A 15326-nucleotide genomic window follows, 5' to 3' on the forward strand; every position below is an offset into this window, starting at 1 on the left:
CGCGACCATGAGTGAGATCGACCTAGACGCGCTTGCGCCCTGGCTGGGACGCACCGAAACCAGTGAAGATGTTCTGACGCAGGGGCTGATCGACAAATTCCGTGCCACATTCGGCCCGCACCTTTGGGGCGGAGCGGGTGATGTTCCGCTGGGAATTCATTGGTGTATTGCCCTTGATACCGTGCCAGCTGCCGCCCTGTCAGAAGATGGCCATGCCGCAAGGGGTGGATTTCTGCCCCCGGTACCGCTGCCCGCCCGCATGTGGGCCGGCGGCGATGTTACACATATCGCGCCGCTGACGATCGGTGAAACCTTCACCCGCCGCTCGTCGATCGGGGATATAACGGCCAAGCAGGGCCGCAGCGGAGCGTTGGTCTTTGTGACCATCGAACACGAGTATTTTAGCGGCAACCGGCTTTGTATCCGGGAACAGCAGTCGATTGTCTTTCGTAAGATCACCGCGCCCCGCCCGGTGAAGAGCGCACCCGGCGCGGGCGACCCCGCCACGCTCAGATCGAGCCTGACTCCGGATCCTGTGCTGCTGTTTCGCTATTCGGCGCTGACGTTCAATGCCCATCGCATCCACTATGACCATGTCTACGCCACCGAAGCCGAAGCCTATTCCGGGCTTGTTGTGCATGGCCCATTGCAGGCGACGCTGCTTCTGAACCTGGCGGCGAATGCGTTGAAGACGTCGCCCCACCGGTTTTCTTTCCGCGGACTCGCACCGCTGACCCTGCCCTGCGAATTGCAATTGCACAATGAAGGGACCGGTGCCTCCGGGACAGTCTGGTGTCAGGATCAAAAAGGTCTTCGAAGCTTTTCCGCAGAGTACGCGGCTGTCTGATCGGTTTTCTTCGGTAGCGAATTCAGTTGTTGACTAAATTTTCTAACATCTGTTAGATTGTGCGGGGAAACTTGGTAAACAGCCCAGGCAAACCTCTGAACAAAGAGGTGGGAGGAGAAACGATGCGAGGAAAACTCGTTCTCAACGGACAACCCTACGGTAGGGCTGTGCGCGACTCCATGACGTGTCGGGAAAAGACACGGGCTGCATCATGACTACGAATGGCGGGATCGTCTCAGCGCCGCTTGCGGTGCGTGGTGCAACTTTGAAATTTGGCGGTGTGACGGCGCTCGACGATGTGAGCATCTCTGTAAACGACGATGAATTGCTTGCGATCATCGGCCCGAACGGTGCCGGAAAAACATCACTTCTGAACGTTACTGCGGGCTTCTACCGTCCGCAGAAAGGCCGTGTCGAATTGTCTGGTCAGGACGTGACCGGCCTGCGTGTTGACCAGATCGCCCGGCGCGGTTTGGCGCGGACGTTTCAGGGCACCCATCTTTTTGCCGGGCAGACCGTGGTGGAAAACATCATGATCGGCCGTCACATGCTGATGAAATCGAATGTGATCCAGGCCTTTTTCCAATTCGGTCCCGTGATGCGCGAGGAATCGGAACATCGCGAAGCCGCTGAAGAGATCATCGACTTTCTGGAGATCGAGGCAATCCGCAACCGGCCCGTGGGCACGTTGGGGTACGGGCTGCGCAAACGTGTCGATCTGGGCCGTGCATTGGCGCAGGAACCGTCGATCCTGCTGATGGATGAACCGATGGCCGGTATGAACTCGGAAGAGAAAGAAGACCTCGCGCGCTTCATTCTCGATGTGCGGGAAGCGCGCAAGATTCCGGTGGTTCTGGTCGAGCACGACATGGGCGTGGTTATGGACCTTGCCGACCGGATTGTGGTGTTGGATTTCGGGCGGGTGATCGCCGAAGGCACCCCGGAAGAAATCCAGAAGGACCCGGCTGTGATCAAGGCATATCTGGGGTAGCGGGATGGTCAAACAAAGAACAGCAATGGTCTATTCAGACCCGGCAGTGACACATAGCGAAACCCTGCCACAGGTGTTGCTCGCGCGTGCAATCTCCTCGCCGAACGACCTCGCCGAACGCCACAAGCGCCTTGGTATCTGGCGTGAATTCACCTGGGCCGATGTGCTTGACAGGGTTCGTGCCCTGGCTCTCGGGCTGGAGAACCTGGGCCTGTCGGCGGGCGATTCCGTCATGATGATCGGCGAAAACGAACCCGAACATTTCTGGGCTGAATACGCCGTCCAGTCATTGGGCGGCAAAGTCCTGTCCGTCTATCCGGATCAGAACGCCGAAGAGATTCTGTATCTGGCCGAAGACTCGCAAACGCGGATTTTTCTGGCGCAGGATCAGGAGCAAGTCGATAAATGCATCGAGATCGCGGGCAAATACCCGGGTGCCCTGGCGATCGTTTACTGGGATGATTCCGGCCTCTGGGGCTATGATCATCCCCTGTTGCATTCCTTTGAAAGTGTGAGCGCGGCTGGACGTCAGATCCACGCCAAAGAGCCTGCCAGATTTGAAGAACACGTCAAACGCGGGCGGGCGGACGATACCGCCTTGCTGTCCTATACCTCCGGGACCACGGGAAAACCCAAGGGCGTTGTCATCAGCCATCGTTACCTGTTCGACAACTGCTCGCGGGTGATGGGGGCAATCGAAATCGCGCCAGGCACGGAATACCTGACCTACATTTCCCCCGCCTGGGTCACGGAACAGATTTTCGGCCTGTCGATCGGTTTGATCGCGCCCATGGTCGTCAATTTCCCCGAAGGCCCCGAAGACGTGCTGACCAACATTCGCGAACTGGCGGTTGACGCGCTGGTGTTCAGCCCGCGCCAGTGGGAGAACCTCGCCTCTATCGTCCAGGCCCGGATGTTGGGTGCGGGCAAGTTCCGCAATGCGATGTACAATTGGGGTATGAAAGTCGGCCGCAACGTTTATGTCGAGCGGCTGGAAGGGCGCAGCCCCAGCCTTGCCGCACGCCTGCAGCTTCCCTTTGCCGAGGCGCTGGTGCTGCATCACCTGCGCGACAATCTTGGCCTTGGTAAGGCCAAAAACGCAATGAGCGGCGGCGCCCTGATGGCACCTGACGTCTTTCGCATGTTCCACGCAATGGGCGTCAAACTGCGCAACGTCTATGGCGCGACCGAAATCGGCCTTCTGACTGCGCATGTCGGCGAAAGCTATCAGCTGGAAACCAGCGGCAGCTGGATGCAAAGCAACACGAACTACGGCGAACCGCTGGACTACAGAGTCTCGGACGAAAGCGAGCTTCAGGTGCGGGGCGGATCGGGCTTCGGCGGCTATCACGGCAAGCCCGAAAAGACCGCAGAGGAGCTGACCGAAGACGGTTGGTACAAGACCGGTGACGCGGTGTCCATGACCGACGACGGCGAGCTTTTGTTCTTTGATCGTGTCAAGGACATGCGCCGCCTGGCAAACGGGCACAGCTATCCGCCGCAGTTCATCGAAACGCGGTTGCGCTACAGCCCCTTCATCAAGGATCTCATGACCCTGGGCGACGAAAGCCGTGACTTCGTCAGCGCGCTTATCAATATCGATATGGAAGTTCTGGGTCGTTGGGCGGAAGAGAACAAGATCAGCTTCTCGACATACACCGATCTGTCGCAAAAACCCGAAATTCTGGAGCTTATCAAAGGCGAAGTGGCGCGCATCAATGGCCTTCTACCCGAAGGCTCGCGCATCGCGCGGTTTGCGAATTTCCCTAAAGAGCTCGACCCGGATGAAGGCGAGTTGACCCGCAGCCGGAAACTCCGGCGGGCCTTTTTGGAGGAACGATATGCAAACCTTGTCGAAGCGATCTATGGCGGCGGTGACAAGACCGATCTTGAAATCGCCGTGACCTATCAGAATGGCCGTCAAGGCGTTCTCAAGGCCACGGTTCGCGTATCAGATGTCGAAAACGCATCGAAGGCTGCCAAGCGGCAGTCCAAAACCTAAGGGAGGTCGGCGAAGATGGTTTATTTCATCAATGACATTATAACCGGGGCTTTGATCGGCCTACTATATTCGCTGGTGGCCATGGGCTTTGTCGTGATTTACCGCGCCAGCAAGGTATTCAACTTCGCGCAGGGCGAACTTGTGATCATCGGCGGGTTCATCGTCTGGTTCACAACGATGCAAGCGGGGCTTAGCCTTTGGTTGTCGATACCGCTTTCGCTGGTTCTGGCTGGCTTGGTCGGCTACGCAATCGAACGGATTTTTCTGACAAAGCTGATCGGTGAATCGGTTTTTTCGATGGTCATGGTCACTGTCGGCCTGCTGATCCTGTTGCGCGGGCTGGTGCTACTTGTGTTCGGTCCCGCCGTGCGGCCCTTCCCGATCATTTTCCCGCTGAAACCGTTGTTCCTCGGTGATATGTTGATCCCGATGAACCTCCTTATGGGTGGGATCATCACCATTGTCGCCGCCGTCGGGCTGTCGTGGTTCTTCAACCGGACCCGGTCGGGTCTGCGGATGACCGCAGTGGCAGAAGATCACGTCGTGGCATCTTCGATGGGGATTTCAGTGAAGGGCTCGATTGCCTTTGCCTGGGTGCTTGGGGCAATCCTGTCCACGATCGGTGCAATGATCTTTCTCAGCGGCAAATCGCTGACCTTCCTGGCCTCGGATATCGGGTTCGCGGCCCTGCCGGTGGCGCTGTTTGCCGGGTTGGAATCCATCGGCGGGCTTATTCTGGCAGGAATAATCATCGGAATCGCCCAGAGCCTGACCACCAACTATCTTGACCCGCTGATTGGCGGCTCACTTGGCAGTGTCGTGCCATACATCATCATGCTTGCCATTCTGCTGATCCGGCCGACCGGCCTGTTCGGCTGGCGCACAATCGAGCGGGTGTAATCCATGGATCCCTCCGGTATTTTCCCGACAAGCTATCGCAGTGACAGACGTATTATCCGAACGCGCTGGCAGGTGCTTGCCCTCGTCTTGTTCATGGCTCTGCTGTTGTTAGCGCCTTATCTGGTAAGCGGGCGTATCATCGCTATCCTGAACATGATGATGATCAGCGCCGTCATTGCCGTAGGGCTTCAGATCTGCACCGGCTATGCGGGCCAGATTAACCTGGGTCAGGCGGCTTTCATGGGGGTCGGGGCCTATACGGCCTCGATACTTGCCTCGAAGACCGGCCTTACATTCTTATTGACGATTCCTCTGGCCGGCCTCTCGGCTGCGCTATTCGGCTTTCTCTTTGGTTTGACCGCGGCGCGGATCAAGGGGTTTTATCTGGCTCTGACCACGATTGCGGCACAGTTCCTGTTCCACTTTGCCGTATTAAACCTGCCGTCAACCTGGATGGGTGGATCAAACGGTATCACCGTGCCGCCCGCAGAACTTTTTGGGCTGCGCTTCGTTGGCGAAACTGCGCAGTTCTACATGAATTTTGCGGTCACCGCGATCATGGTCGCGGGCGCATTCGGGATCGTCCGGTCACGCTTTGGCCGTGCCTTCGTGGCGGTCAGGGATGATGACGTGGCCGCAGGTATCATGGGGATCAATGTCGCGGCCACCAAGGCGAATGCCTTCCTGATCGGCGCTTTCTATGCGGGTGTCGGCGGGGCGCTGTGGGCCTATCTGATCCGCTTCGTGGGGGTGGACCAGTTCACCCTGTTTCACTCGATCTTCTTTGTCGCGATGATCATCGTCGGCGGGATGGGATCAATCGTGGGAGCCCTGGTCGGTGTCTTCATTATCCGCATCATCCAGGAAATCATCGCGACGGTCGGCCCCAATATTGCCGACTCGGTATCATTCCTTGGCGGAGACATCGTGTTCGCCGGCATGAATGTCGTTCTTGGCGGCGTGATCGCATTGTTCATGATCCTCGAACCCAAGGGGCTGATGCACCGCTGGAACATAATGAAATCATCTTATCGTATCTGGCCGTTTCCCTACTGAAAAAATAGAGCGGCTCTTAACCTGGGAGGAAAAATATGACTTACCAAACGAAACAAGGCCTCCGCGGCCTGCTGGCAGCGTGTGCCATAGCTGTTGCGGCAACTATGCCTTTGAAAGCGCAGGCGGAGACAACCTATAATCTCGCCCTGCTGTCGGACTTTTCCGGCCCCTATGCTGACATCATGCCCATTCTGGCGGGCGGACGCGAGGCTGTGTTCACCTGGTGGAATGAAACCCGGGGCAAGGAACTTGGCGTTACGCTGAACTATAAGAACTACGAAACCCGCTATGACGCGGCACAGGTGGCGAGCCTCTGGCCCGGGATCAAATCGGAACTGGATCCGATTGCGGTCGTCGGCCTTGGCGGGCCTGACGTTGCCGCCCTTTCCGAACGCCTGCCGGAAGACAAGATTCCGATGTTCATGGCCACGGCCAGCTACGGTTTTGCCTGGAAACCGAATTCTTGGATTTTCAACCCGCGTCCGACCTATTCGCACGAAAGCGCCGGCTTTCTGAACTGGATGCGTGAACAGCGAGGTGGAGACGGTCCGCTTAAGGTTGCGATCCTGGCTTCCGAGGCCTCGCCTGCCTATGTCGATATGGCAAAGGGCCTCGAACTCTATGCCGAAGAGCACCCCGAGGAGATTGACCTCGTCGAGGTCATCTATACCGAAGTGCAACCGACCGATCTGACGGGGCAAATGCGCCGCGTCGTGCGGGCCGGGGCCGAGGCGCTGATCATCCAGACGAACACTTCTATCGTAGTTGCGGCGAAACGTGGACTGCAGGCCAACGGTTCGAACATCCCGATCATGATGAGTTCGCATAACGGGCTTCCGGCCTCGGGCGGCGCGCTTGGCGGGCTTGATCAACTGGAGGGCGATTTTGAAGCCTACGGCATGGCGATCGCGGCCGATGAGGACACTCCCGCGCGGCAATTCTATGAAACACTGGTTGCCGATTATGGGCTCAAGGCGCCCTGGAACGTCGTGACCGCAATGGGCGTGTCTCAGGGCCTCTTTGTCGCGACCGTGATCGATCACGCGATTGCGGCGAACGGTGCCGAGGGCCTGACCGGAGAGATGGTACGCGAGGCGCTCTTTGCCGGGCCGATCACGACCGAAGAAACCCACGGCTTTCTTCCATCCCTCACGTTCACTCCCGAAGCGCCTTTCCCTTTGGAAGGTCTCAAGGTGAATGTGGGCACTGTCAAAGATGGCAAGATCACCATCGAAGCGATCGGCGTCGACGTTCCTGACGTTCAGAAGTGGTGAATTAATCCGGGCGCCGCAGTCGCGGCGCCCGTCCTGATCCTTGGCCCCGGGCAATATGACCATGCTGGAACTCAATAATGTAGAAGTGACCTATTCCGACGTCATCCTGGCGCTCAAAGGCGTGTCCATGACAGTCAGTGAAGGTCAATGTATTGCTCTGCTCGGTGGCAATGGCGCGGGCAAAAGCACGACGCTCAAGGCCATCTCGGGAACGCTCAAATCCGAGGATGGAACCGTTTCGGCAGGGTCCATCGTTCTGGACGGAACCCCCGTTCAGAACATGGAAGCCTCGGAAGTCGTGAAGAATGGCCTGATCCACGTGATGGAAGGCCGGCGCGTGTTGCGCCATCTGACGTCAGAGCAGAACCTGATCGTCGGCGGACACATGGTGCCCAATTCCGCCGAGCTTAAAAACCGCCTGGACCATGTTTACACCTTGATGCCTCGGCTTGCCGACCTCCGAAATCGAACCTCTGGCTTCATGTCTGGTGGCGAACAGCAACTGCTGCTGATTGGTCGGGCCATGATGGCCAAGCCCAAGATCATCGCGATTGACGAGCCGTCCCTGGGTCTGGCCCCGATGATGATCCGGGATGTTTATGAAGTGCTCAAGCAACTCAAATCAGAAGGCACTACCTTTTTCCTGGTCGAACAGAACAGCGCTGCTGCACTGTCGATCGCCGACTACGCCTATGTGATGGAAAATGGCCGTATCGTGATGGATGGCCCGGCAGACAAGCTCGCTGACAACGAGGACATCAAGGAGTTTTATCTTGGTGTCACCGCGTCCGGCGAACGCAAAAGTTATCGTGCAATCAAACATTATCGCCGCCGCAAGAGGTGGCTGGGATAGGAAAGGAACGAAGATGAGTGAACTGCTATCCATCAAGGGTCGTACCGCAGTAGTAACCGGAGCGGGTCAGGGCGTGGGCCGACAAGTCGCGCTTTATCTGGCTGAACACGGGGCCGGTGCCGTCATCGTCAACGATTTTCACGCCGAACGGGCCGAAAGCGTTGCCGCGGAAGTGGAGGCAGCCGGTGCAAAGGCGATGCCGCTCGCGTTCGATGTGTCGGATTTCGACGCGGTCGGCGCGGCGTTTGCCGAGGCTCAGAACGCCTTCGGCGGCGTGGATATTCTGGTCAACAATGCAGGCAACGCCGGGCCGACATCGCGTCTTGACGATCTTGTCCCGTTTTGGGAGTCGGATCCCACCGAATGGCGCCGCTGGATGGCGACCAATTTCGATGGGGTTCTGAACTGCACCCGTCACGCCATGCCCTTGATGGTCAAAGGTGACTATGGGCGCATCGTGACCGTCATTTCCGACGCCGGTCGCGTCGGCGAGCCGCATCTGGCGGTTTATTCCGGTGCCAAGGCCGGTGCGGCAGGCTTCATGCGGGCCATCGCCAAGGCGGGTGGCCGGTTCGGGATCACCGCGAATTGCGTCGCCCTGGGGGGAACGAGAACGCCGGCTGTTGCCGACCTGATCCCGGATGCAGAGACCGAGAAGCGGGCATTGTCGCAATATGTGATCCGCCGTCTGGGCGAGCCGGAAGATCCCGCCGGAATGATCCTGTTTCTCTGCTCGGATGCCGCCAGCTGGATCACCGGACAGACCTATCCGGTGAATGGCGGGTATTCTTTTGCCTGCTAGAGCCGAAAGCGGACGGAAGCCGCCTCTAGCTGGCGCTGTCCGAAAGAACGCTGTCATTGTCTGCGCCAAGCTCTGGTGGCAGGTCAGGGGCTGCGGTCTCGAAACCATCGAACTTCAGAGGCTGGACAAGGAACGTCTCGGTCCTGCCGCTGTCATGCGCGATCGTGCGCAGCAACTGTCGCGCACGCACATGGGGGTCGTCCAGCGTTTCGACCAAGGAATTGACCGGACCCCAAGGCACGCCCGCCTTGTCCAGAAGATCGCCCCATTCGGCGCGCGTCTTGCCGACCAGAACCGCCGCGATCTCTTCGCGGAGCGCGTCCTTGCGGGCGACACGGTCGCGGCCTGTCAACGGCGCAAGATCCGCTCTGTCGATCACATCGCAGAACGGTTGCCAGAACCAGTCCTCATGCGCGATGGACAAGGTCATGAGCTTGCCGTCCTTGCAGGTGAACACGCCGTAGCCCGGCTCGGCGATGAACTCGCCCAGCGGTGTGCCGTTGGCCGCCGGAACAAGGAATGCCGTCAACATCGAAACCACAGCGTCCGACATGGACACGTCCACGAAACGCCCCTGTCCCGTCCGCTGGCACGATACGACCGCCGACAGGATTGCGATCGCCGCGAACAACGCCGCGCCCACATCCGCGAGGGGGATCGCCGGAACAGGGCCCGGTTGCCCTGCATCGGCCTGATCGGCCAGCAGGCCGCCAACGCCTTCGTAGCTCAGGTCGTGGCCGGCACGGTCACGATAGGGGCCGTCCTGCCCGTAGCCCGAAATCGACACGTAGACCAGCCGCGGGTTGACGCCACGCATGTCCTCGAACCCGGCGCCCAAGGCCGCGAGCTTTCCAGGGCGGAACCCTTCGACGATAACATCCGAAACCTTGGCCAGTTCGCGAAACCGTGCCAACCCGTCGACCGATTTCAGATCCAACGCGACGCTGCGCTTGCCCCGGTTCAGAGCCCGGAACAACGGCGGAAACTGCCGGGCCGGATCACCGATGCCCGGACGTTCGATCATGATCACCTCGGCCCCCATGTCGGACAACAGCATTGTCGCGTAGGGGCCGGGAAATTGTTCAGCAAGGCTGAGAATCCTCAGGCCGGCCAGGGGTGCATTACTCATATCAGTCTCCAGCTCTTGTTTTGTCCGCGTGCGGGTCCGACCCAGTGCAGCGCAGATCGCCGGGAAAGACAAGACAAAAAACCAAACTTCCATTATTTTTCAGGATCTTAGCATGAATGAAGCAAAGCAGACGCTATTTGTTGAGCGGGTGGCAAAAACTGAATGGATTACCTTCCAGCGCACCGAACAGCTCAACGCGATGTCAACGCAGATGTTGCGAGAGATCGCGGCCGCGCTGGAATCGGCGCTGGCCGACGATGCGGTTCGCACAATTGTCCTGACCGGTTCTGGCCGGGCATTCTGCGCCGGTGCCGATCTGAAAGAAGTTGCTGGCACCAAACATGCACCGGGCGAGCCGGATCTGATTGATCTTGTCGATCACACGTTTGGACTGATGCGACATGGGCCCAAACCCGTGATCGCCGCCGTGAACGGGCTGGCCATGGCGGGCGGTCTGGAAATGGTGATGGCCTGCGACCTGGTCTTTGCCGCCGAAAGCGCGCAACTGGGCGACGCACATTCCAATTTCGGGGTCTTTCCTGGAGCAGGCGGTGCGGCGATCCTGCCGCGCAGGATTGGACTGAACCGCGCGAAATACCTGCTGTTCTCGGGCGAGAACGTTTCGGCGCGGGACATGATGGACTGGGGGCTGGTCAACAAGGTCGTCACGGACGAAAACCTGCGCAACGCGGTGCAGACCTTTACCGACAGGCTGGCAGACAAAAGCCCGGCGGTCTTGCGCCGTATGAAGGCGGTTGCTAACCGGTCGCTGGATGTGGACGAAACCGCCGCCCTGTCCGAAGAGATGCTGAACCTGCGCGCGCACATGCGGTCCTGGGACATGCACGAGGGCCTGTCGGCGTTCAATGAAAAGCGAAAACCGCAGTTTCGCGGATACTAGATCAGGAGGACAAACGATGCAGGACATTTACGTCGTTGGCGTCGGGATGACGCCGTTCGGAAAATTCCGGGACAAAACCATCAAGGCCATGACCGGCGAGGCCGTCGCCGCCGCCCTTTCAGACGCCGGAGTGACGGCTGATCGCATCGACGGCGCGTTCTTCTCGAACGCGGTGCAGGGCCACATGGAAGGCCAGCACATGATACGGGGCGAGATCGCGCTACGCGAGATGGGCATTCAGGGCATTCCGGTGGTGAATGTCGAAAACGCCTGTGCCAGCGCCTCGACCGGGTTCAAACTGGCGGTGGATTTTCTCAAGGCGGGCAATGGCGATTGCTGCCTCGCCATAGGCGCCGAAAAGATGTATTCCGACGACCGCGCGTTGATGTTTTCGGCCTTCGACAGCGGCTGGGACGTCAGCAACGGCGACGAGGTCGCGCAACGGCTGGCCGATCTGGGTACCGGAGTCGAGGAACCCGAAGGATCGAAATCGCCCAAGCCCTACAGCGTGTTCATGGATGTCTACGCAGGCTTCGCGCGGTTGCACATGAAGACCTTTGGCACCACGCAGGAACAGTTCGCCGCCGTCGCCGCCAAGAACCATGCACATTCCGCGCATAATCCGCTGGCGCAGTATCGCGATGCCATGAGTGTCGATCAGGTTCTGGCCGCGCCGCCCATCACCTATCCGCTGACCCTGCCGATGTGCGCCCCGATCTCGGACGGTGCCGCGGCGGCCGTGCTGTGCACGGGCGAAGGGCTCAAGCGGCTGGGGCTCGATCCCGCCCGCGCGATCAAGGTCAAGGCCGCGATCCTGCGCTCGGGCACCGACCGTCCGCCGGAAGATTACAAGAACCACCTGACCCGGCTGGCCGCGCTTCAGGCCTATGAACAGGCCGGGCTCGGCCCCGAGGATATGTCAGTTGCCGAAGTGCATGACGCCACGGCCGTCGGTGAAGTGATCCAGATCGAGAACCTCGGGTTTGTCGAATTCGGTGAGGGCGGCCCGGCCAGCCTGCGCGGCGACACAAAGATCGGCGGACGCATTCCGGTGAACCCTTCGGGCGGATTGGAATCCAAGGGCCACCCGGTCGGGGCCACCGGTATCGGGCAGGTCTTTGAACTGGTCACGCAGCTGCGCGGCGAAGCCGGCGCGCGTCAGGTCGAAGGGGCACAGAACGCCATTGCCGAAAACGGTGGGGGCTTGCACGGGGTAGAAGAAGCTGCCGCCTGCGTCACCATTCTCGGCCGCTGAAACAAGGAAAAAACTATGGAAAACGTGATCGCCGCCGCTCAGGCAATCTATACAGACGAGCAACGCATGTTGCTGGAGCACTTCCGCAAGATGGCCGAGGCAGAGTTCGCTCCGCTGGCCGAGAAATACGAAGACCTCGGACACCCGCCCGATGCGAAAACGCTGAAGTCCCTGTTCGCCAAGGTCGAGGAATTCGGGCTGATCAGCGGCCTGATACCCGAGGAAGACGGCGGTGCCGGAATCGACCGCATGACCTATGGCATCCTTTACGAGGAACTGGCCCGGATATGGGCCGATCTGGCAATTGCGGTCCTGATCCAGGGTCATGCCGTGTTCGCCGTCAACCTTTTGGGAAATGCGGCGCAGAAAGAGGCCTATCTGAAGCCGCTCCTGCGCAGTGAACGGATCTGTGCCACGTGTATTTCCGAACCAGAGGTCGGCTCGAACGTGCGCGAGGTCAAGACCCGTGCAGACCGCGAGGGCGACAAGATTTTCGTCACCGGCCAGAAGCTCTGGATTTCCAATGGGGCCCAGTCGGATTTCGCCATCGTTGTCTGCAATCTGGACGACGGTATTTCCATGGTCATCGTCGACCGTGACACCGGCGGATACGAAAGCCGCGAATTGCGCAAGATGGGGCTTGTCGGTGCTTCGACCTGCGAATTGTTTTTCGACCGGGCGGAAACCACCGCCGAGCATGTTCTGGGTAATGCGGGCGGAGGCCTGTTCCAGACTTTGAAGCTGTTTGAAAGCGCTCGCGTGTTTGTCGGCCTGACGAGCATTGGCATTGCCCAGGCAGCGTTGGAATGTGCCGTCAAATATGCGCAGGATCGCGAACAGCATGGCAAGCCGATCGGCGGGCACCAGTTGATCCAGGGCTACCTGGCCGACATGGCCACGCACCTGGATGCAGCGCGCCTGTTGTGTCAGCGCGGGCTGCAACTTTTGGACCTGGGCGTGCGCTGCGACACCCAGACCTCGATGGCGAAATGGTATGCGACAGAGATGGCGGTAGAGATCGCCGGAAAAGCGGTGCAAATCCACGGCGGCAACGGCATCACCAAAGAGTTTCCAGTCGAACGGCACTTTCGCAATGCCAAGGTCATGCCGATCCCGGACGGGACCACCGAGATTCAGAAGCTGGTCATCGGCCGGAACCTGACCGGGTTGAACGCGTTCTGACTCTTGAACTGACTTGGGAGCGGCCAGGATGTCCTGGCCGCTCCCAAGTCTGTTGGAACGCTTTCCGGTTTCAGCCGATCTCAGCCGTCTTTTTGGTTGACGATCAGTTCTGCATTCTCGGGTAGTTCCGCAACAATGCTCACCTCGTCGGCGCGAATTCGTGCATGCAGTTTGAAGGTTTCGATGGCGGCTGTTTCCGCAGCAGAAGCGTCGGCACCGTCTTCCAGCACAAGCGAGAGGCGGATCATGTCGCGATCGTTCTCGCGCGTTACCACGGCCTGCGCGGCCGTTGCGCCGGGCGTACCGATGACAACTTCTTCGATCACGCGTGGATAAACGAATATCTCGCGCACTTTGACCGCTGCGCCGACCCGGCCCTGCAGTGCGGAAATCCGGCTGACGGTGCCATCCGCGTTGCTTTCCAGCGCAAAGGCGCTGTCGCCGGTACCGAACCGGATCATCGGCCAAGTTGCATCGCGCGCGGTCACAACAACCTCGCCCGGTTCCCCGTGAGCGACCTGTTCTCCACTGTCCGGATCGCAGATTTGCACCACGCGGTCGGGATGAACTCCATAGCCTTCGCCGCCATCCTCATAGGCGACAAGGCCCAGATCCGCAGTGGCATAGGCAGCCCAGGTGGAGACGCCATAGTCGGCCTCAATCCGGCGGCGCTTGGCCATCCAATCGCCCATCTCTCCGCCGAGGAAGGCCGTCTTTACCTTCCATGCGTCGCGGCCATAGGTTTCGATCACTTTGTCCGCCAGCGTCAGGAAAAACGCGGTCGAGGCGCAGATCGAGGTCACGCCGGTTTCGACGATGATCTGTGCCTGAAGCTCGGTATTGCCAACGCCTCCGGGGATAACCGTGGCGCCGGCGGACTGTGCCGCTTCGTCGAACAGCAAGCCTGCCGGCACGAGGTGGTACATCCAGGTGTTCAGGATGATATCCCCGGGCCCCACGCCGGCCGCCTTGAACAGCAGGTCCAGACCGTGGCCGCCACCGCCCGATAGGGCCGGTTCGAAAATCGGGCCGGGGGATACGTAGATCCGCCCGATATCCTTGAGATCCGATGCGAGGAACCCGCCGAAGGGTGGATTGTCACGCTGGATCTTCAGAAGCTCCTCCTTCTTCATCACTGGAAGACGCGAGAGGTCCGCCACCGATGTGACGGCTGCCGGATCAAATCCGGCAGCCGTAAATCGCGATTTCAGGCCAGGAGCCTTTTCGGCCGCAGCGGCATAGGCTTGCGCTATATCTTGGTAGATATCTTCAGACATTTCCATGCCTCCTCGTCCAATCAGGCGTTAAAGCGGGCAGTCCTTGCGGAAGTTCGGCGCGCGCTTCTCCCGATGTGACAGAACGCCTTCCCTGACGTCTTCACCCATGAAACCGAGCATCTCCAGCGCGGTCGACGCATCGAAGATCGGGCCAGCCTGGCGCAGCCAGTTGTTCAGCGAATACTTGGTCCAGCGGATTGCGCTTTGCGAGCCGTTGGCCAGCTCGACGGCCGTGTCCAAAGCGATTTGTTGCAACTCGTCATCTTCGACGCACATTGAGACAAGGCCGATGCGCTCGGCCTCTTCGCCCGAAACCGGCTTACAAGTCATCAGATAGTATTTCGCCTTGGCCATCGAAGTCAGCAGCGGCCAGATGATCGCCGCGACATCGCCAGCGGCAACACCCAGGCGCGGGTGACCATCGACAATCTTGGCCTTCTTCCCGGCAATCGAGATGTCGGCGAGGATGGCAACCACAAGACCGGCACCGGCCGCAGGTCCGTTGATCGCGGAAATGATGGGTTTGTTGCAGTTGATGATGTTGTAGACAAGGTCCTTGGCCTCTTTCCAAGTCTTCATGATCTCGTGCGAGTCGCCGATCATTTTTTCAATCAAGCTAAAATCACCGCCGGCGGAAAACGCCTTTCCCGCGCCGGTTACAATGACCGCGTTGATGTCGGGATCACGGTCGATATCGATCCACATGTCCGTCATCTGGGTATGGGTTTCCGCGTCCACGGAATTAAAGGACTCAGGGCGGTCAAAAGTGATGCGCAGGACGCGATCCGCCGGGTAGTCAAATTTCAGTTTGTCGTACTTTGCATAGCGCTCCGACATAGTTCTTTTCCTCCGTAGGG

Annotated in this window: 14 protein-coding genes; 11 read left to right on the plus strand and 3 right to left on the minus strand. The window is 59.3% G+C overall.

Annotated features, from left to right (window positions below; genetic code table 11):
- The first annotated feature begins 7 nt into the window (after positions 1-7).
- From AADJ11_RS16425 to AADJ11_RS16460, 8 genes are all read left to right on the plus strand, one after another.
- Positions 8-847, plus strand: a complete 840-nt coding sequence (locus AADJ11_RS16425) for a MaoC family dehydratase N-terminal domain-containing protein (RefSeq protein ID WP_027238751.1) — start codon at positions 8-10, stop codon at positions 845-847.
- A 211-nt stretch (positions 848-1058) separates the two neighbouring features.
- Positions 1059-1838, plus strand: a complete 780-nt coding sequence (locus AADJ11_RS16430; RefSeq protein ID WP_036784113.1) for an ABC transporter ATP-binding protein — start codon at positions 1059-1061, stop codon at positions 1836-1838.
- Positions 1839-1863: 25 nt separating this feature from the next.
- Entirely contained in the window at positions 1864-3840 is a 1977-nt protein-coding gene (locus tag AADJ11_RS16435) for an AMP-binding protein (RefSeq protein WP_027238749.1), read from the plus strand.
- A gap of 15 nt (positions 3841-3855) precedes the next feature.
- Complete coding sequence (locus AADJ11_RS16440) at positions 3856-4740, plus strand: branched-chain amino acid ABC transporter permease (RefSeq protein ID WP_027238748.1); 885 nt, start codon at positions 3856-3858, stop codon at positions 4738-4740.
- 3 nt (positions 4741-4743) lie between these two features.
- Entirely contained in the window at positions 4744-5796 is a 1053-nt protein-coding gene (locus AADJ11_RS16445) for a branched-chain amino acid ABC transporter permease (protein ID WP_027238747.1), read from the plus strand.
- A gap of 35 nt (positions 5797-5831) precedes the next feature.
- Positions 5832-7070 carry an ABC transporter substrate-binding protein gene (locus AADJ11_RS16450; RefSeq protein WP_051360504.1) on the plus strand — a complete coding sequence of 413 codons (1239 nt, stop codon included), beginning with the start codon at positions 5832-5834 and terminating at the stop codon, positions 7068-7070.
- Between the two features lie 61 nt (positions 7071-7131).
- Positions 7132-7923, plus strand: a complete 792-nt coding sequence (locus AADJ11_RS16455; protein WP_027238745.1) for an ABC transporter ATP-binding protein — start codon at positions 7132-7134, stop codon at positions 7921-7923.
- Between the two features lie 13 nt (positions 7924-7936).
- A complete protein-coding gene (locus tag AADJ11_RS16460) occupies positions 7937-8725 on the plus strand; it encodes an SDR family NAD(P)-dependent oxidoreductase (protein WP_027238744.1) in 789 nt (262 codons plus the stop codon).
- Positions 8726-8750: 25 nt separating this feature from the next.
- Here AADJ11_RS16460 and AADJ11_RS16465 read toward each other — a convergent pair whose 3' ends face one another.
- Positions 8751-9854, minus strand: coding sequence for a CaiB/BaiF CoA-transferase family protein (locus AADJ11_RS16465; protein WP_036784160.1), 1104 nt, complete (start codon positions 9852-9854; stop codon positions 8751-8753).
- A gap of 112 nt (positions 9855-9966) precedes the next feature.
- On the opposite strand from AADJ11_RS16465, the gene AADJ11_RS16470 reads away from it, so the two are divergent.
- The 3 genes from AADJ11_RS16470 to AADJ11_RS16480 are packed head-to-tail and all read left to right on the plus strand — an operon-like array spanning position 9967 to position 13192.
- Entirely contained in the window at positions 9967-10755 is a 789-nt protein-coding gene (locus AADJ11_RS16470; RefSeq protein WP_036784110.1) for an enoyl-CoA hydratase/isomerase family protein, read from the plus strand.
- Between the two features lie 16 nt (positions 10756-10771).
- On the plus strand, positions 10772-12010 hold the full coding sequence (locus tag AADJ11_RS16475; RefSeq protein WP_027238741.1) for a thiolase family protein: 1239 nt from the start codon (positions 10772-10774) through the stop codon (positions 12008-12010).
- A 15-nt stretch (positions 12011-12025) separates the two neighbouring features.
- On the plus strand, positions 12026-13192 hold the full coding sequence (locus AADJ11_RS16480; RefSeq protein ID WP_341235581.1) for an acyl-CoA dehydrogenase family protein: 1167 nt from the start codon (positions 12026-12028) through the stop codon (positions 13190-13192).
- Between the two features lie 80 nt (positions 13193-13272).
- Here AADJ11_RS16480 and AADJ11_RS16485 read toward each other — a convergent pair whose 3' ends face one another.
- Together AADJ11_RS16485 and AADJ11_RS16490 are read right to left on the minus strand one after the other, a co-directional pair.
- Complete coding sequence (locus AADJ11_RS16485) at positions 13273-14469, minus strand: phenylacetate--CoA ligase family protein (protein ID WP_286135106.1); 1197 nt, start codon at positions 14467-14469, stop codon at positions 13273-13275.
- Between the two features lie 27 nt (positions 14470-14496).
- Positions 14497-15306 carry an enoyl-CoA hydratase/isomerase family protein gene (locus AADJ11_RS16490; RefSeq protein WP_027238738.1) on the minus strand — a complete coding sequence of 270 codons (810 nt, stop codon included), beginning with the start codon at positions 15304-15306 and terminating at the stop codon, positions 14497-14499.
- Positions 15307-15326 lie beyond the last annotated feature (20 nt).

Origin of the sequence: uncultured Sulfitobacter sp., from assembly GCF_964021855.1 — a bacterium.
Classification (GTDB): Bacteria; Pseudomonadota; Alphaproteobacteria; order Rhodobacterales; family Rhodobacteraceae; genus Sulfitobacter.

What these genes read in the sequence shown, in the direction of transcription:
- AADJ11_RS16425 (WP_027238751.1), top strand. Translation starts at nt 8, where the DNA reads ATGAGTGAGATCGACCTAGACGCGCTTGCGCCCTGGCTGGGACGCACC.
- AADJ11_RS16430 (WP_036784113.1), top strand. Translation starts at nt 1,059, where the DNA reads ATGACTACGAATGGCGGGATCGTCTCAGCGCCGCTTGCGGTGCGTGGT.
- AADJ11_RS16435 (WP_027238749.1), top strand. Translation starts at nt 1,864, where the DNA reads ATGGTCTATTCAGACCCGGCAGTGACACATAGCGAAACCCTGCCACAG.
- AADJ11_RS16440 (WP_027238748.1), top strand. Translation starts at nt 3,856, where the DNA reads ATGGTTTATTTCATCAATGACATTATAACCGGGGCTTTGATCGGCCTA.
- AADJ11_RS16445 (WP_027238747.1), top strand. Translation starts at nt 4,744, where the DNA reads ATGGATCCCTCCGGTATTTTCCCGACAAGCTATCGCAGTGACAGACGT.
- AADJ11_RS16450 (WP_051360504.1), top strand. Translation starts at nt 5,832, where the DNA reads ATGACTTACCAAACGAAACAAGGCCTCCGCGGCCTGCTGGCAGCGTGT.
- AADJ11_RS16455 (WP_027238745.1), top strand. Translation starts at nt 7,132, where the DNA reads ATGCTGGAACTCAATAATGTAGAAGTGACCTATTCCGACGTCATCCTG.
- AADJ11_RS16460 (WP_027238744.1), top strand. Translation starts at nt 7,937, where the DNA reads ATGAGTGAACTGCTATCCATCAAGGGTCGTACCGCAGTAGTAACCGGA.
- AADJ11_RS16465 (WP_036784160.1), bottom strand. Translation starts at nt 9,854, where the DNA reads ATGAGTAATGCACCCCTGGCCGGCCTGAGGATTCTCAGCCTTGCTGAA.
- AADJ11_RS16470 (WP_036784110.1), top strand. Translation starts at nt 9,967, where the DNA reads ATGAATGAAGCAAAGCAGACGCTATTTGTTGAGCGGGTGGCAAAAACT.
- AADJ11_RS16475 (WP_027238741.1), top strand. Translation starts at nt 10,772, where the DNA reads ATGCAGGACATTTACGTCGTTGGCGTCGGGATGACGCCGTTCGGAAAA.
- AADJ11_RS16480 (WP_341235581.1), top strand. Translation starts at nt 12,026, where the DNA reads ATGGAAAACGTGATCGCCGCCGCTCAGGCAATCTATACAGACGAGCAA.
- AADJ11_RS16485 (WP_286135106.1), bottom strand. Translation starts at nt 14,469, where the DNA reads ATGTCTGAAGATATCTACCAAGATATAGCGCAAGCCTATGCCGCTGCG.
- AADJ11_RS16490 (WP_027238738.1), bottom strand. Translation starts at nt 15,306, where the DNA reads ATGTCGGAGCGCTATGCAAAGTACGACAAACTGAAATTTGACTACCCG.